Origin of the sequence: Crenobacter intestini, from assembly GCF_004919095.1 — a bacterium.
Classification (GTDB): domain Bacteria; phylum Pseudomonadota; class Gammaproteobacteria; order Burkholderiales; family Chromobacteriaceae; genus Craterilacuibacter; species Craterilacuibacter intestini.
This window is the reverse complement of the sequence record NZ_STGJ01000002.1, coordinates 74,123-89,678: the sequence shown is the minus strand read 5'-3', so window position 1 is coordinate 89,678 and position 15,556 is coordinate 74,123. Positions and strand designations below refer to the sequence as shown.

General features: G+C 68.2%; 14 protein-coding genes. 5 read left to right on the top strand and 9 right to left on the bottom strand.

Annotated elements, in window-relative coordinates; genetic code table 11:
• Positions 1–15: 15 nt before the first annotated feature.
• The 9 genes from E5K04_RS02920 to gatC all read right to left on the bottom strand — a co-directional run bounded on the left by E5K04_RS02920 (position 16) and on the right by gatC (position 9,815).
• Complete coding sequence (locus E5K04_RS02920; RefSeq protein WP_136551418.1) at positions 16–1,356, bottom strand: UDP-N-acetylmuramoyl-tripeptide--D-alanyl-D-alanine ligase; 1,341 nt, start codon at positions 1,354–1,356, stop codon at positions 16–18.
• Positions 1,343–2,830 carry a UDP-N-acetylmuramoyl-L-alanyl-D-glutamate--2,6-diaminopimelate ligase gene (locus E5K04_RS02915; protein ID WP_136551417.1) on the bottom strand — a complete coding sequence of 496 codons (1,488 nt, stop codon included), beginning with the start codon at positions 2,828–2,830 and terminating at the stop codon, positions 1,343–1,345. The genes E5K04_RS02920 and E5K04_RS02915 overlap by 14 nt, the downstream gene beginning before the upstream one ends.
• Positions 2,827–4,527 carry a peptidoglycan D,D-transpeptidase FtsI family protein gene (locus tag E5K04_RS02910; protein ID WP_136551598.1) on the bottom strand — a complete coding sequence of 567 codons (1,701 nt, stop codon included), beginning with the start codon at positions 4,525–4,527 and terminating at the stop codon, positions 2,827–2,829. The genes E5K04_RS02915 and E5K04_RS02910 overlap by 4 nt, the downstream gene beginning before the upstream one ends.
• A 47-nt stretch (positions 4,528–4,574) precedes the next feature.
• Positions 4,575–4,844, bottom strand: coding sequence for a cell division protein FtsL (gene ftsL, locus E5K04_RS02905; RefSeq protein ID WP_235844232.1), 270 nt, complete (start codon positions 4,842–4,844; stop codon positions 4,575–4,577).
• Positions 4,845–4,846: 2 nt separating this feature from the next.
• On the bottom strand, positions 4,847–5,806 hold the full coding sequence (gene rsmH, locus E5K04_RS02900) for a 16S rRNA (cytosine(1402)-N(4))-methyltransferase RsmH (RefSeq protein ID WP_136551415.1): 960 nt from the start codon (positions 5,804–5,806) through the stop codon (positions 4,847–4,849).
• On the bottom strand, positions 5,803–6,246 hold the full coding sequence (gene mraZ / locus E5K04_RS02895) for a division/cell wall cluster transcriptional repressor MraZ (RefSeq protein ID WP_136551414.1): 444 nt from the start codon (positions 6,244–6,246) through the stop codon (positions 5,803–5,805). Before mraZ ends, rsmH begins: the two co-directional genes overlap by 4 nt.
• Before the next feature lie 291 nt (positions 6,247–6,537).
• Positions 6,538–7,965, bottom strand: coding sequence for an Asp-tRNA(Asn)/Glu-tRNA(Gln) amidotransferase subunit GatB (gene gatB, locus E5K04_RS02890; RefSeq protein ID WP_136551413.1), 1,428 nt, complete (start codon positions 7,963–7,965; stop codon positions 6,538–6,540).
• 53 nt (positions 7,966–8,018) lie between these two features.
• Complete coding sequence (gatA, locus tag E5K04_RS02885; protein ID WP_136551412.1) at positions 8,019–9,470, bottom strand: Asp-tRNA(Asn)/Glu-tRNA(Gln) amidotransferase subunit GatA; 1,452 nt, start codon at positions 9,468–9,470, stop codon at positions 8,019–8,021.
• Between the two features lie 57 nt (positions 9,471–9,527).
• Positions 9,528–9,815, bottom strand: a complete 288-nt coding sequence (gene gatC, locus E5K04_RS02880; protein WP_136551411.1) for an Asp-tRNA(Asn)/Glu-tRNA(Gln) amidotransferase subunit GatC — start codon at positions 9,813–9,815, stop codon at positions 9,528–9,530.
• Positions 9,816–9,999: 184 nt separating this feature from the next.
• On the opposite strand from gatC, the gene E5K04_RS02875 reads away from it, so the two are divergent.
• The 5 genes from E5K04_RS02875 to rodA are packed head-to-tail and all read left to right on the top strand — an operon-like array spanning position 10,000 to position 15,553.
• Positions 10,000–11,043, top strand: coding sequence for a rod shape-determining protein (locus E5K04_RS02875; protein WP_136551410.1), 1,044 nt, complete (start codon positions 10,000–10,002; stop codon positions 11,041–11,043).
• Between the two features lie 45 nt (positions 11,044–11,088).
• Positions 11,089–11,973 (top strand): rod shape-determining protein MreC, encoded by an 885-nt coding sequence (gene mreC, locus E5K04_RS02870; protein WP_136551409.1) that lies wholly within the window; start codon positions 11,089–11,091, stop codon positions 11,971–11,973.
• Between the two features lie 5 nt (positions 11,974–11,978).
• The gene (gene mreD / locus E5K04_RS02865) at positions 11,979–12,476 is read left to right on the top strand and encodes a rod shape-determining protein MreD (RefSeq protein WP_136551408.1); all 498 of its coding nucleotides are present in this window, start codon (positions 11,979–11,981) and stop codon (positions 12,474–12,476) included.
• Between the two features lie 4 nt (positions 12,477–12,480).
• Positions 12,481–14,475 (top strand): penicillin-binding protein 2, encoded by a 1,995-nt coding sequence (gene mrdA, locus E5K04_RS02860; RefSeq protein WP_136551407.1) that lies wholly within the window; start codon positions 12,481–12,483, stop codon positions 14,473–14,475.
• Positions 14,456–15,553: a rod shape-determining protein RodA gene (rodA, locus tag E5K04_RS02855; RefSeq protein WP_136551406.1), complete on the top strand. Its 1,098-nt coding sequence runs from the start codon at positions 14,456–14,458 to the stop codon at positions 15,551–15,553. Before mrdA ends, rodA begins: the two co-directional genes overlap by 20 nt.
• Positions 15,554–15,556 lie beyond the last annotated feature (3 nt).

Here is a 15,556-nt window from a genome sequence, read left to right as displayed (position 1 = left end):
AGTCGGGTATCCGCCTCAGGCCAGCGCCGCGACCACGCGCTCCATGCGCATGAACCGCGAACCCTTGACCAGGACGGTGGCGTCTTTTGTCAGCGCCTTTTCAAGTTCGGTGGTGAGCGCGTCGACGTCGTCGAACGAAGCTGCACCCTCGCCGAACGCCGCCGCCGCGTGGCGGGCGAGTTCGCCCAGCGTGTAGAAGTGCTCGATGCCGGCCTCGCGGGCCGCCGCGCCGACCTCGGCGTGCAGCGCCGGCGCGCCCTCGCCCAGCTCGCCGATGTCGCCCATCACGAAGAAGCGCGGCGCCGGGTAAGCGGCAAGCACGCGTACCGCCGCCTTCATCGAGTCGGTGTTCGCGTTGTAGGTGTCGTCGATCAGGCGGGCGCCGCACGCGGCCTGCGTGAGCTGCAGCCGGCCCTTGACGCCGCCGAAGGTGGCGAGGCCCGCGGCGATCTGGCCGGGCTCGAGGCCCAGCGCCACGCACAGTGCGGCCGCGGCCAGCGCGTTGCGCACATTGTGTTCGCCTGCGGCGGAAAGCTTGACCTCAGCCTCGCCCTGCGGGGTGACCAGCACGAAGCGGCAGGCGTCGGCAGCGAGCAGCACGCTACGCGCGGTCACGTCGGCACCCTCGCCCAGGCCGAAGGCCAGGCGCGGGCGGTCGCCGGCCGCGGAGGCGAACAGCGCGGCGTGCGCGTCGTCGGCGTTGACGATCGCGGTGCCGGTGTCGGCGAGCCCGCTGAAGATTTCCGCCTTGGCGTGCGCGATCGCCTCGACCGAGCCGAAGTGGCCGATATGCGCGCGCATCGCGTTGTTGACGAGCGCAGCCTCCGGGCGGGCCAGCGAGGCAAGGTAGGTCAGCTCGCCGGCGTGGTTCATGCCCATCTCGAGCACGGCAAAGCGGTGCGCCGGGCGGATGGACAGCAGGGTCAGCGGCAGGCCGATGTCGTTATTGAAGTTGCCGGCGGTGGCGAGCACCGCGTCGCTGCCCGCGACATGCCGCAGCACGGCGGCGACCATTTCCTTGACCGTGGTCTTGCCGTTGGAGCCGGTAATGCCGACGCGGCGTGCGCCCTGGCGCGCCGCCCAGCCGGCGGCGAGCCTGCCCAGCGCGAGGCGGGTATCCGCCACGCGGATCAGCGGCGCGCCGTCGAGCACGAAATCGTCGCGTACCAGCGCGCACGCGCCGCGCGCGACGACGTCGGCGACGAAGTCGTGCGCGTCGAAGCGCTCGCCCTTGAGCGCGACGAACAAGTCGCCCTCGCCGGCGGTGCGGCTGTCGGTGACCACCCGCAGGATCTGTCCGTCGGCGCCAGCGAGGGTGCCGCCTGCGAGCAGCGCGGCGTCCTTACGCGTCAGCATGCGCGCGCCCCCATGCGGTCAGCGCGTCTTCGGCGACGCGGATATCGGAGAACGGGTGCTTGACGCCCATCACGTCCTGGTATTCCTCGTGGCCCTTGCCGGCTACCAGCACGATGTCGCCGGCGCGCGCCTGGGCCACCGCCCAGTGGATCGCCTGCTCGCGGTCGGCTTCGACATGGCCGGGCGCGCGCATGCCCGCGACGATGTCGCCGATGATGCGCTCAGCGTCCTCGGTGCGCGGGTTGTCGCTGGTGACGACGGCGATGTCGGCGATACGCTCGGCGATCTCGCCCATCATCGGGCGCTTGCCGCGGTCGCGGTCGCCGCCGCAGCCGAACACCACGTAGAGGCGCGAGCCGGCCGGACGGATCTCGGACAGCGTGCTGGCGGCCTTCTCCAGCGCGTCCGGCGTGTGCGCGTAGTCGACGACGACCAGCGGCTCGTGGCTGCCGCCAACGCGCTGCATGCGCCCGCGCGCGCTCTGGATGCGGCCGAGCACCGCGCAGGCGTCGGCGAGCGGCACGCCGCCCGCGCACAGCGTGGCGAGGCAGGCGAGCATGTTCGACGCGTTGAAGCGGCCGAGCAACGAAGAGCGGATCTCGCCCTCGCCCCACGGCGTGGTCACGCTCATGCGCAGACCGTCCAGATCGGCGGTCAGGCTCAGGGGACGCACGTCGCCCTCGCCCAGGCCATAGCTGACGACGCGGGTGCGCGCCGTATCGATGCCGGCGGCGAGCTCGCGGCCGAAGGCGTCGTCGGCGTTGATCACCGCGTGCTTGAGGCCTTCCCAGTGGAACAGGCGCGCCTTGGCCGCGCCGTAGGCCTCCATCGAGCCGTGGTAGTCGAGGTGGTCGCGCGTCAGGTTGGTGAACACCGCGGTGTCGAATTCGACGCCGTTGACGCGGTACTGGTCGAGGCCGTGGCTGGACACTTCCATGGTGACCACCGACGCGCCCTGGCGCTGGTACTCGGCCAGGCGCTGCTGGACGGTCACCGGGTCGGGCGTGGTGTGCGTGGTCTCGGTCAGCTCGCCGTAAAAACCGTTGCCGACGGTGCCGATCAGCGCGGCCTTCTGCAGCAGCAGGGTGTACGCCTGCGCGAGCCAATGCGAGATCGAGGTCTTGCCATTGGTGCCGGTGATGCCGATCACGTGCAGCGCGCGGCTGGGGTAGCCCAGAGCCTGCGCGGCGACCATGCCGGCGCGCTCGCGCAGCGCCGGCACCGCGGCGTTGGGCACCGCCCACTCGGCGCGCCATTCGAAGCCGCCTTCCGGGTCCCACAACACCGCCGCGGCGCCGCGTTCGAGCGCGGCGCCGATAAAGTCGCGGCCGTCGGTGTACTCGCCGCGGCACGCCAAAAAGACGTCGCCCGGGCCCACGCGACGGCTGTCGCTCTCGACCCGGGTCAGTGCTATCCCCTGCGCTGTCAGTACTGCCGGATCCCAGTCCGGCAGCGGCGTCATCATGCTCTTCATGTCTCTTCTCTTACTTCCGGCAAACGGTCGACCGGAATCAGGGTGTTGTTGGCCGGGTTGTCCGGCTCCTCGCCCAACACCCGCAAACTGCCGCCCATGATGGCGGAAAAAGCGGGGCCGGCGACCGTGCCGCCGTAGTAACTGCCGCCCTTCGGTTCGTCGACCATCACGGCGACGATCAACCTTGGCCTGGTCGCCGGCGCGAAGCCGACGAACATGCCGATATGCTTGTCTGCGACGTAGCGGCCGCCGACCAGCTTGCGTGCGGTGCCCGACTTGCCGCCGACGTTGAAACCGAGCACCTGCGCGCGGGTGCCGGTCCCGCCGACCTGGGTCACCGTCGTCATCATCTCGCGCATCTGCCGCGCGGTGTCCGGGCGGATCACCGGACGCCCCGGCGGCGGCGCCGAGATGCGGGTGAACGACACCGGCAGCAGGTTGCCGTCGGCGGTGAACACCGTATACGCGCGCGCCAGCTGCAGCAGGCTGACCGACACCCCGTAGCCAAACGACATGGTCGCCTGCTCGATCGGCCGCCAGCCCTTCCAGTCACGCAGCCGCCCGCCGACCTCGCCCGGGAAGCCGGCGTGCGGGTTGCGGCCGAAACCGGCCGCGTCGTAAAACGTCCACATCTGCTCGGGCGTGAACTGCAGCGCCAGCCTGGACGAGCCGACGTTGCTCGACTTCTGGATCACCTCGGTCACCGTCATCAGGGGCTTGGGGTGCGTGTCGCGCACCGTCGCCGGACCGATCCGGTAGGTATTGGTGTCCATCAGCATGGTCGGGCGCGCCTTGCCGTTTTCCAGCGCCATCGCCACCGGGAACGGCTTCATGGTCGAGCCCGGCTCGAACATGTCGATCACCGCGCGGTTGCGGCGCATCTCCGGCTCGAGCTGCATCCGGTTGTTCGGGTTGAACGACGGATAGTTGGCCAGCGCCAGGATCTCGCCGGTCCTGCCGTCCAGCACCACCGCCGCGCCCGCCTTCGCCTTGTTCGCCTCGACCGCGCCCTTCACCTCGCGGTACGCCAGGTACTGCAATCGGCGGTCGACCGACAGCGTCAGCGTCTGCCCGTCGCGCGGGCGCTCGATCGCCGCCAGGTCCTCGACGATGTAGCCGCGCCGGTCCTTGAGCACGACGCGGCTGCCGCTCTGCCCGGCGAGCATCTTCTCGCGCGCGAGCTCCAGCCCTTCCTGCCCCTTGCCGTCGACACCGGTAAAACCGATCACCTGCGACAGCATCTCGCCGGCCGGGTAATAGCGGCGAAACTCCTGCTGCTTGGCCACCCCCGGGATGCCCAGCGCCATCACCTGCTCGGCGAGTTCGGGGCTGATCTGCCGCTTCAGGTAAACGAACTCGCGCTTCTTGTCGGCAAACTTGGCGCGCACTTCCTCGGGCGAGAGCTCGAGCAGGCGGGCGAGCGCGCCGACCTGCTCGTTGCTCACCGGCCCCATGCCAGCCGGACTCGCCCAGATCGTCTGCACCGGCGTGCTGATCGCCAGCGGCTCGCCGTTGCGGTCGGCGATCACGCCGCGGGTCGCCTCCAGCGTCAGCACGCGCCTAAAGCGCGCGTCACCCTGGTTCTGTAGGAAGTCCTGCTGCGCGACCTGCAGGTACAGCGCACGGATCACCAGCGCGACAAACAGGAGGCCGATGCCGCCCAACACCAACGTGACCCGGCCCGACGCGATGCGCATCGCCGGCTTGGGCACGCTGCGGCCGTGCAGCGAGTACGCGCGGCCGGTCACGGACGCGCCCCGGCCACACCGTGCACCTGGATCTCGCGCGGCACCGGCGCGTGCATGCCGAGCCTGTCGGCAGCCACCTTCTCGATCACCGCCTGCGCCCCCCAGGTGCTTTGTTCCAGCAACAGCTGCCCGTGCTCGATCTCGTAGGCACGGGCGCGCTTTTGCTCCTTCTCCAGCGCGATGTACAGCTTGCGGGCCATATGCTGGCTGGTCACCACCGACATCGCGCACAACACGAGCACCACCAGCAAGATGGCGTTCAACATCTTCACTCGGCGCGCTCCCACGCGCCGGCGGTCCGCTCGGCGATCCGCATGATCGCGCTACGCGCGCGCGGGTTCGCCGCCAGTTCCGCCTCGCCCGCGCGCACCGGCTTGCCGATGGCCTTCAGCGGCGCCTCGGCAAGGTCCGCCGCGCGTACCGCGGCCCAGGACGGCAGCTTGTCGGCGGTCGCCGCGTCGCGGATGAACTGCTTGACGATGCGGTCTTCCAGCGAATGGAAGCTGATCACCGCCAGACGCCCGCCCTCTGCGAGCAGCGACACCGCCTGCGGCAGCACCGACTTCAGTTCGTCGAGTTCGCCGTTGATATGGATGCGGATGGCCTGGAAGGTACGCGTCGCGGGGTCCTGGCCTGGTTCGCGAGTACGGACGTTTTCCCCAACGAGGACGGCGAGCTGACGCGTCGTAACGAGGGGCTCGGCACCCCGGTGCGCAACAATGGCTGCTGCGATCTTGCGAGCAAACCGCTCTTCACCATAAGTCTTGATGACCTCCCTGATTTCGGCCTCGTCGGCCGACGCCAGCCATTCGGCCGCGGTCATGCCGCGGCTGGTATCCATGCGCATGTCCAGCGGCGCGTCGAAACGGAAGCTGAAGCCGCGGCGGCCGTCGTCGATCTGCGGCGACGACACGCCCAGATCCATCAGCACGCCGTCGACCCGCTCGAGCCCGAGCGCGGACAGCTCCCGCTCGAGCGTCTCGAAGCCCTGGTGGACGATGGTGAAGCGCGCGTCGGCGGCGGCGAGCCGTTCGCCTTCGGCGATCGCTTCGGGGTCCTTGTCGAAGGCGACCAGGCGCCCGGCGGACCCCAGCTTCGACAGGATCAACCGGCTGTGTCCACCACGGCCGAAGGTGCAGTCAACGTACACGCCGTCCGCGCGGACGGCCAAAGCGTCGACGGCTTCGGCGAGCAGCACCGTGCGGTGCTCGAATTGGACATCAGTCACAACGTAAAATCTCCAAGTTCCGCGGCGAGCGCGGCCGGGTCGAGCGCCAGCGCTTCGCGCGTCTGTTCTTCCCACTTCACGGCGTCCCACAGCTCGAAACGGTTGCCCATCCCGACCAGCGCGACCTCCTTGTCCAGCATCACCAAAGCCCTGAGCCGCGCGGGCAACAGCACGCGGCCGGCGCTGTCCATCTCAAGCTGCTCGGCGTGGCCGAGCACCAGACGCTGGTAGCTCTGCAACACCGCGCTGCCGGCACGCATCCTGAGCAGTTTCTCTTCGACAGGACGCCAGTTGGGCTCGGGGTAGATCAGCAAGGTCTTGGTCGACTCGAGGGTCACCACCAGCTTGTTGCCAAAATCGGACAGCAGCGTCTCACGGTGCCTGGCCGGAATGGCCAGACGACCCTTGTTGTCGATCGACAGGACGCTAACACCGATCATGAGCCGGCCTACTCCCCCGTGCGAATTCGGGCAAATGCCCCACTTACACCCACTTTATCCCACTTGCCGCCACTATAAATAAACACTGTCAACCCGGTCAATATCGCCAAGCGCTAAATCACCTTTTGAGACAATGACTTAGGCAAGAGCGGCGTAGCCAAATCGTGATTCAAATCAGGGAGTTAAAAACGGAAGCGGATGAAGAGGGTGAACTGCGCGGGAAAAACACCGTAAAAACAACAGGGCCGGGACGACTGGCGCCATCCCGGCCACAACAGCAATACAAACGGGTCAGGCGAGCTTCTGGCGCAGGATATCCTGCACCTGCGCCGGGTTGGCCTTGCCCTTGGACGCCTTCATCACCTGGCCGGCCAGCGCGTTGAGCGCCTTTTCCTTGCCGGCGCGGAATTCCTCGACCGCCTTGGGGTTGGCGGCGATCGCCTCTTCCACCATCTTCTCGATTGCCCCCGCGTCGGACACCTGCTTGAGGCCGTCGCGCTCGATCACCTCGTCCGCGCCCAGCGTGTCCGTCCACAGCGTGTCGAACACCTGCTTGGCCAGCTTGTTCGACAGCGTGCCGTCGGCGACGCGCATGATGAGGCCGGCCAGGCGCGCGGCGTCGATCGGGCACGCGGCAAGCTCCAGGCCCTCGCGGTTCAGGCGCGCGGCCAGCTCGCCGTTGATCCAGTTGGCGGCGAGCTTGCCCTGGCCGGTCGCGCGGGCGACCGCCTCGAAATACCCGGCGTGCGCAAGGCTGGTGGTCAGCAGCGCGGCGTCGTAGGCGGACACGCCGTACTCGGCGACGAAGCGCGCCTTCATCTGGCCGGGCAGCTCGGGCATGGTCGACGCGACGCGCGCGATGTCCTCGTCGGACAGCACCACCGGCAGAAGGTCCGGGTCCGGGAAGTAGCGGTAGTCGTGCGCGTCTTCCTTGCTGCGCATCATGCGGGTCTCGCCGCTGTCCGGGTCGAACAGCACGGTCGCCTGCTCGATGTGGCCACCGTCTTCCAGCGTGTCGATCTGCCACTGGATCTCGTACTTGATCGCCTGCTCGAGGAAGCGGAAGGAGTTGAGGTTCTTGATCTCGCGGCGGGTGCCGAACTCGGCCTGGCCGAACGGGCGCACCGAGACGTTGGCGTCGACGCGGAAGCTGCCTTCCTGCATGTTGCCGTCGCAGATGCCAAGCCAGGTCACCAGGGAGTGCAGCGTGCGCGCGTAGGCGACGGCCTCCTCGGCCGAGCGCATGTCGGGCTCGGACACCACTTCCAAGAGCGGCGTGCCGGCGCGGTTGAGGTCGATGCCGGTCATGCCCTGGAAGTCTTCGTGCAGGCTCTTGCCGGCGTCTTCTTCCATGTGCGCGCGGGTGACGCGGACCACCTTCTCTTCTTCGCCGACCAGGATGGTCAGCGTGCCCGGCCCGACGATGGGCAGGTCCATCTGGCTGATCTGGTAGCCCTTGGGGAGGTCCGGGTAGAAGTAGTTCTTGCGCGCGAACACGTTCTTCTTGTTGATGGTCGCGTCAAGCGCGAGGCCGAGGCGGACCGCCTTGTCGACCACCGCGCGGTTGAGCACCGGCAGCACGCCGGGGAACGCCAGCTCGACGACCGACGCCTGCGTGTTCGGCTCGGCACCGAAGGCCGTGCTCGAGCCGGAGAAAATCTTGGACGCGGTGTTGAGCTGCACGTGCACCTCAAGACCGATGACGACTTCCCATTTCATATCTGAGTCCTTAAATCCGGGCCGGCCGCCCTTGGGCAGCCGGCAATCCATCCTTACAGCGCAGGCGCGCGGCGGTGCCAGTCGGTCGCGCACTGGAAGCGGTGCGCGACGTTCAGCATCTTCGCTTCCGAGAAGTAGTTGCCGATGATCTGCAGGCCGATCGGGCGGCCGTTGTCGGCGAAGCCGGCCGGCACGCTCATGCCCGGCAGGCCTGCGAGGTTGACCGACAGCGTGTAGATGTCCGACAGGTACATCTGCACCGGGTCGCCGGACTTCTCGCCGAGATTGAAGGCGGCGGTTGGCGCGACCGGCCCCAGGATCACGTCACAATGCTCGAAGGCGGACTGGAAGTCGTTGGCGATCAGGCGGCGGATCTTCTGCGCCTTCAGGTAGTAGGCGTCGTAGTAGCCGTGGCTGAGTACGTAGGTGCCGACCATGATGCGGCGCTTGACCTCTTCGCCGAAGCCCTGCGCACGGGTCTTCTCGTACATCTCGACCAGGTCCTTGTACTCGGGCGCCCGGTAACCGTAACGCACGCCGTCGAAACGGCTGAGGTTGGCCGACGCCTCGGCCGGCGCGATCACGTAGTAGGACGGGATAGACAGCTGGGTGTTCGGCAGCGATACCTCGACCACCTCGGCGCCCTGCGCCTTCAATTCGGCCACCGCACCGTCGACCACCCGCGCCACGTCGGGCGCGAGGCCCTCGGCGAAGTACTCGCGCGGCAGGCCGACCCGCAGCCCCGTCAGCGGCTTTTCGAGGTCGCGCGTGTAGTCCTCGGCCGCGCGCTCGACGCTGGTCGAGTCGCGCGCGTCAAAGCCCGCCATCACGTTCAGCATCAGCGCGCAGTCTTCCGCCGTTTGTGCGAGCGGGCCGCCCTGGTCGAGCGAGCTGGCGTAAGCGACCATGCCGAAGCGGCTGACCACGCCGTAGGTCGGCTTGATGCCGGTGATGCCGCAGTGGCTGGCCGGCTGGCGGATCGATCCGCCGGTGTCGGTGCCGGTGGCGACCGGCGCGAGGCGCGCGGCGACCGCGGCAGCCGAGCCGCCCGAACTGCCGCCCGGGATCGCGGCGGTGTCCCACGGGTTCTTCACCGCACCGTGGAAGGAGTTCTCGTTGGACGAGCCCATCGCGAACTCGTCCATATTGGTGCGGCCCAGCGTCACCATGCCGGCCGCGTCGCAACGCTCGACCACGTGCGCGCTGTACGGGGAGACGAAGTTGTCGAGCATCTTCGAGCCGCAGCCGGTCTTCCAGCCTTGCTGGCAGAAGATGTCCTTGTGCACCAGCGGCACGCCGGTCAGCGCGTGCGCGTCGCCGGCGGCACGGCGCGCGTCGGCGGCGGCGGCGGCGGCGAGCGTGCGCTCGCGGTCGAGGGTGACCAGCGCGTTGAGCGCCGGGTTGAGCGCGTCGATGCGCGCGAGGTAGGCGGTGGCCAGTTCGACGGCCGACACGTCCTTGTTGGCAAGCTGGACAGACTGCTCTTTGAGCGTGGCTTCAATCATGATGGGTACTCGGTCGGTTCGGATGCGCCGCCATAGGCGGCACGCGCGCGCTGGCGCTTACTCGATGACTTTGGGGACGAGGAACAGGCCCTTCTCGACCTGCGGCGCGACCGCCTGGTAGGCCTCGCGGTGGTCGGTCTCGGTCACCACGTCGTCGCGCAGGCGCAAGGACACGTCCTGCGGGTGCGCCATCGGCTCGATGCCCGTGGTGTCGACCGCCTGCATCTGTTCGATCAGCCCGAAAATATTGTTCAGTTGCGCCAGGGTCGCCTCGACCTGCGCGTCGGTGACTTCGATGCGGGCAAGCTGGGCGATACGCGCGACATCCTGGTGTGTCAGCGACATGTGGACCTCGGGTGAATTCTTTAATTTTCCAAGCGTTGTAGGGTATCATAGGCGGTTAGTTTCACCCAAGATCGACAGCGCCCTTCATCACCGCAAACAGCCGTCATTAATGGCGGCGAAGGGCCAACGCCAAGAGAATTTCGCGGATCCGCCAGGCGCGGGTTCGCCACGATTAGGATTTCCCATGTTCCGCACGCTGACCGGCTACTTTTCCAACGACCTCGCCATCGACCTTGGCACCGCCAACACGCTGATCTACATGCGCGGCAAGGGCATCGTACTCGACGAGCCGTCCGTCGTCGCCATCCTGAGCGACGCGCCGACCAACAAGAAGTCCATCCTCGCGGTGGGCCTCGAAGCCAAGCGCATGCTCGGCCGCACCCCGGGCTCGATCCAGGCGATCCGCCCGATGAAGGACGGCGTGATCGCCGACTTCACCGTCACCGAACAGATGCTCAAGCAGTTCATCAAGAAGGTCGCGCCGGGCCGCTTCTTCGCCGCCAGCCCGCGCATCGTGATCTGCGTGCCGTGCGGCTCGACCCAGGTCGAACGCCGCGCGATCAAGGACTCGGCGCTGGCCGCCGGCGCGCGCCGCGTCGAGCTGATCGAAGAGCCGATGGCCGCCGCGATCGGCGCCGGCCTGCCGGTGGAAGAGCCGACCGGCTCGATGGTGGTCGACATCGGCGGCGGTACCACCGAAGTCGGCGTGATCTCGCTGGGCGGCGTGGTGTACTCCAACTCGGTGCGCGTCGGCGGCGACAAGTTCGACGAGGCGATCATCAACTACATCCGCCGCAACTACGGCATGCTGATCGGCGAGACCACCGCCGAAGAGATCAAGAAGACCATCGGTTCGGCCTTCCCGGGCGCGGAAGTGCGCGAGATGGAAGTCAAGGGCCGCAACCTGGCCGAGGGCATCCCGCGCGCGTTCACCGTGTCGTCCAACGAGATCCTCGAGGCGCTGACCGAACCCCTGAACCAGATCGTCTCCGCGGTAAAGATCGCCCTCGAGCAGACCCCGCCGGAACTGGGCGCCGACATCGCCGAGAAGGGCATGGTGCTCACCGGCGGCGGCGCGCTCCTGAAAGACATCGACCGCCTGCTGGCCGAAGAGACCGGCCTGCCGGTGTTCGTCGCCGAAGAGCCGCTGACCTGCGTGGTGCGCGGCTCGGGCAAGGCGCTCGACAAGATGGACAAGCACGGCACCATCTTCACCAACGTCCCCTGATCCCCCTCGACACGCCGCGCCCTGGCGCGGCGTGAGGCTGTGCCGATGGAATTCGCCAATACGCCCAGTTTCTTCCGTCACGGGCCGTCGCCGGCTGCGCGGCTGACCGTCTGCGTGCTGCTGTCGCTGTCGCTCTTGGTCGCCGACAGCCGCTTCGGCCTGATGGAGCGCGCCCGCGAAGCGGTGTCGGTAGTGCTCTACCCCTTGCAGCGCGCGGCCAACCTGCCCGTCTCCGCCGTCCGCCACCTGGGCGAGCTGTTCGTCGCGCAGGCGACGCTGAAGGAAGAGAACGACGCGCTGAAGAACCATGCGCTCGAGCAGAAGGCCGAGATCGACCGTCTGCGCGCCGCGCAGGCCGACCTCGCCGAGCTGCGCAAGACGCACGCGCTGTCCACGTCGCTCGGCGGCGGCGGCCAGATCGCCGAGGTGCTGTACACCGGCCGCGACCCGTTCTCGCACAAGATCATCGTCGACAAGGGCGAAGACGCCGGGCTTGCCCGCGGCCAGCCGGTCACCGACGAGGGCGGCCTGGTCGGCCAGATCACCCGCGTGCAGCCGCTGTCGGCCGAGGTCACCCTGGTCACCGACAAGCACCAGATGGTGCCGGTGATGCTCGAGCGCACCGGCGTGCGTGCGATCCTGTACGGCTACGGCGGCGGCGTCGAGCTGCGCTACCTGCCGATGGGCGCCGACATCCGCCCGGGCGACCGCCTGCTGACCTCGGGCATCGACGGCGTGTACCCGTCCGGCCTGCCGGTCGCCCGCGTCGAGCGCGTCGACCGCACCTCGTCGAACGCCTTCGTGCGCGCGATCACCCGCCCCTTGGGCGGCCTCGACCACGGCCGCTTCGTACTGGTGCTGCCGGTGCGCAACGTACCGCCGCCTCCCCCACCCGCCGCTCCGGCGCCCGAAACCAAGGCAGGAAAGTAGCCCCGATGTCGCTCGACCACCCCCAGGAGCTGCTCAAGCCGGTCAGCCTGCGCTTTGTCTGGCTGACCCTGGCCATCGCCCTGCTGCTCGAACTGGTGCCGCTGCCGGTCGGCTCGACCCGCTTCATGCCCGACTTTGTCGGCCTGCTGGTGCTCTATTGGGCGATCAACCAGCCGCGCATGGTCGGCGTCGGCACCGCGTTCGCCGCCGGCCTCGCCGCCGACATCGCCACCGCCGGCCTGTTCGGCCAGCACGCGCTCGCCTACTCGGTCACCTGCTACCTTGCGCAGTACCGCCAGCGCCAGCTGGTGATGCTCGGCCTCGGCCAGCAGTCGCTGGTGGTGCTCGGTCTGATGCTGTGCAACCAGGCGATCATGGTGCTCGCGCGCATGGCGACCGGCGCCGCCTTCGTCGGTTTTTCCTACTTCCTGCCGCCCATCATCGGCGCGCTGTTGTGGCCGCTGCTGACCAAGCTGATGCTGCTGCCTTACCGCAAGGGCTGACACCATGCCCCGCAAGCGCCACCTGCCCCCGGCCCGCGGCGACGACAGCCAGCTGCAGCTGCGCCTGATCGTCGCCTACGCCTTCATGGTGCTGATGTTCCTGGTGCTGGCCGGCCGCTTCGCGTGGCTGCAGTTCTTCCAGTACGACCATTACTCGACGCTCGCGCAGAACAACTCGATCTCGCTGGTGCCGGTCGAGCCGAGCCGCGGCCGCATCGTCGACCGCAACGGCGTCGTGCTCGCGCGCAACTACGCGGCGTACACGCTGGAAGTGACGCCGTCCGAGACCGCGGACCTCGACGCGACGGTCGCCGAACTCGGCCAGCTGGTCGAGTTGACCCCGCGCGACATGAAGCGCTTCAAGAAATTCCTCAGCGAGAACCGCCGCTTCGAGCCTTCGGCGCTGAAGATGAAGCTGACCGACGAGGAAGCGGCACGCGTCGCCGCCAACGGCTGGCGCCTGCCCGGCGTCGAGGTCAAGGCGCGGCTGTTCCGAGACTACCCGTTCGGCGAACTGACCAGCCATGTGCTCGGCTACATCGGCCGCATCGGCCCGCGCGAGAAGGAGCAGATCCAGGAAGACGGACTGACCGCCAACTACCGCGGCGCCACCCATATCGGCAAGCTTGGCCTCGAGAAGACGTACGAGAACATGCTGCGCGGCAGGCCGGGCTTCGAGGAGATGGAAACCGACGCCGGCGGCCGCGCGGTCAGGAGCTTGAGGCAGAGCGCGCCCACCAACGGCAGCGACCTGCACCTGGCGCTCGACATCAAGCTGCAGGACGTCGCCGACAAGCTGTTCGGCAAGCGCCGCGGCGCGCTGGTCGCGATCGACCCGCAGACCGGCGGCGTGCTCGCCTTCGTCTCCAAACCCGGTTTCGACCCCTCGCTGTTCGTCGACGGCATCGACACCGTGACCTGGAAGAGCCTCAACGAAGACTGGGAGAAGCCACTGGTCAACCGCGCGCTGCGCGGGCTGTACCCGCCCGGCTCGACCTTCAAGCCCTTCATGGGGATGGCCGCGCTCGACGCCGGCGCCATCGGCCCCAACGAGGTGCGCCCGGCACCCGGCTACTTCACGCTGCCCGGCTCCAGCCACCGCTTCCGCGACAGCAAACCGTCCGGCAACGGCATGGCCAACCTCAGCCGCGCGATCGCGGTCTCCAGCGACACCGTGTTCTACAAGCTGGCGTGGGACATGGGCATCGACCGCATCCACCCGCGCCTCGCCGAATTCGGCCTGGGCAGCCGGACCGGCATCGACCTGGACGGCGAATCAGCGGGCATCCTGCCGTCCAAGGAGTGGAAGGCCAAACGCTTCTCGAAGATGAAGCCCGAGTACCAGCGCTGGTACCCGGCCGACGTGGTCAGCATCGGCATCGGCCAGGGCTTCAACGCGTACACCCCGCTGCAGATGGCCAACGCGACCGCCATCCTCGCCTCCGACGGCAAGGTGTTCAAGCCGCACCTGGTGCAGGAAGTGGTCGACCCGAAGACCGGCAAGCAGACCCCGGTCGAGCCCGCGCCGCAAAAGCAGCTCGCGTTCAAGCCCGAGTACTTCGACTACATCAAGGGCTCGATGGAAGCGGTGGTCAAGCCAGGCGGCACCGCGTGGCGGCTGGGCCAGGGCCTCAGCTACCGGCTGGCCGGCAAGACCGGCACCGCGCAGGTGGTGCAGATCAAGCAGGGCGCCAAGTACAACGCGGCCGCGCTGGCCGAGCAGCACCGTGACCACTCGTGGTTCATCGCGTTCGCGCCGGCCGAGAAGCCGACCATCGCGCTGGCGGTCATCGTCGAGAACGCCGGCTTCGGCGCCGCTGCCGCCGCGCCGCTGGCGCGCGGCGTGATCGACTACTACCTGACCGGCAAGGTGCCGCCCGAGGTCGCCGGCCAGCTCAAGACCTTCAAGCCCGTGCCGCCCGCGGCCGACGCCAGCGCGCCCGCCGCCGCGAGCGCCCCCCTCCCGCAGAAGAAGACCGATGCATCCCCATCCGCTTAAGCGACTGTGGCAGGCGGTCACCGCGCCGCTGGACGGCCCGCTGGTGCTGCTGCTCGCCGTGATCAACGTGCTGAGCCTCGCCGTGCTCTATTCGGCGTCGAACGAGACCTTCGGCAAGATCGACAACAAGCTGGTCTACACCGCGCTGTCGTTCGGCATCCTGTGGTTCCTCGCGTGGAGCCGACCGCAGAGCATCATGATGTTCGCGCCGCCGATCTACGTGGTCGGCGTGCTGCTGCTGGTCGGCGTCGAGCTGTTCGGCATCATCGTCAACGGCTCGCAGCGCTGGCTGGACTTCGGCTTCGTGCGCATCCAGCCGTCCGAGATCATGAAGATCGCGCTGCCGATGATGCTCGGCTGGTACTTCCAGCACCACGAGGGGCAGATCCGCTGGTGGCACTACGTGGTCGGCGCGGTGATCATCCTGATCCCGGGCACGCTGATCCTCAAGCAGCCCGACCTCGGCACCGCGACGCTGATCATGGCCTCAGGCTTCTTCGTGCTGTATTTCGCCGGGCTGTCGTGGAAGGTCATCCTCGGCGGCGGCGCCGCCTTCCTGGCCAGCCTGCCGCTCGTCTGGCACTTCATGCACGACTATCAGAGGCGCCGCGTGCTCACCCTGCTCGACCCGACGCAGGACCCGCTGGGCGACGGCTACCACATCATCCAGTCGACCATCGCCATCGGCTCGGGCGGGCCGTGGGGCAAGGGCTGGCTGTCCGGCACGCAGACCCACCTCGAATTCATCCCCGAGCGCACCACCGACTTCATCTTCGCGGTGTGGTCGGAGGAGTTCGGCCTGATCGGCAATATCGTGCTTCTGGTGCTGTACCTGGCGGTGCTCAGCCGCGGGCTGATGATCACCGCGCGCGCGCAGACGCTATTCGGTCGGGTGATGGCCGGCTCGATCACGCTGACCTTCTTCATGTACGCCTTCGTCAACATGGGCATGGTCTCCGGCATCCTGCCGGTGGTCGGCGTGCCGCTGCCCTTCGTTTCCTACGGCGGCACCGCGACGGTGTCGCTGGCGGTCGGCATGGGCATGCTGATGAGCATCGGCAACACCGAGCGGCGCTGAGGC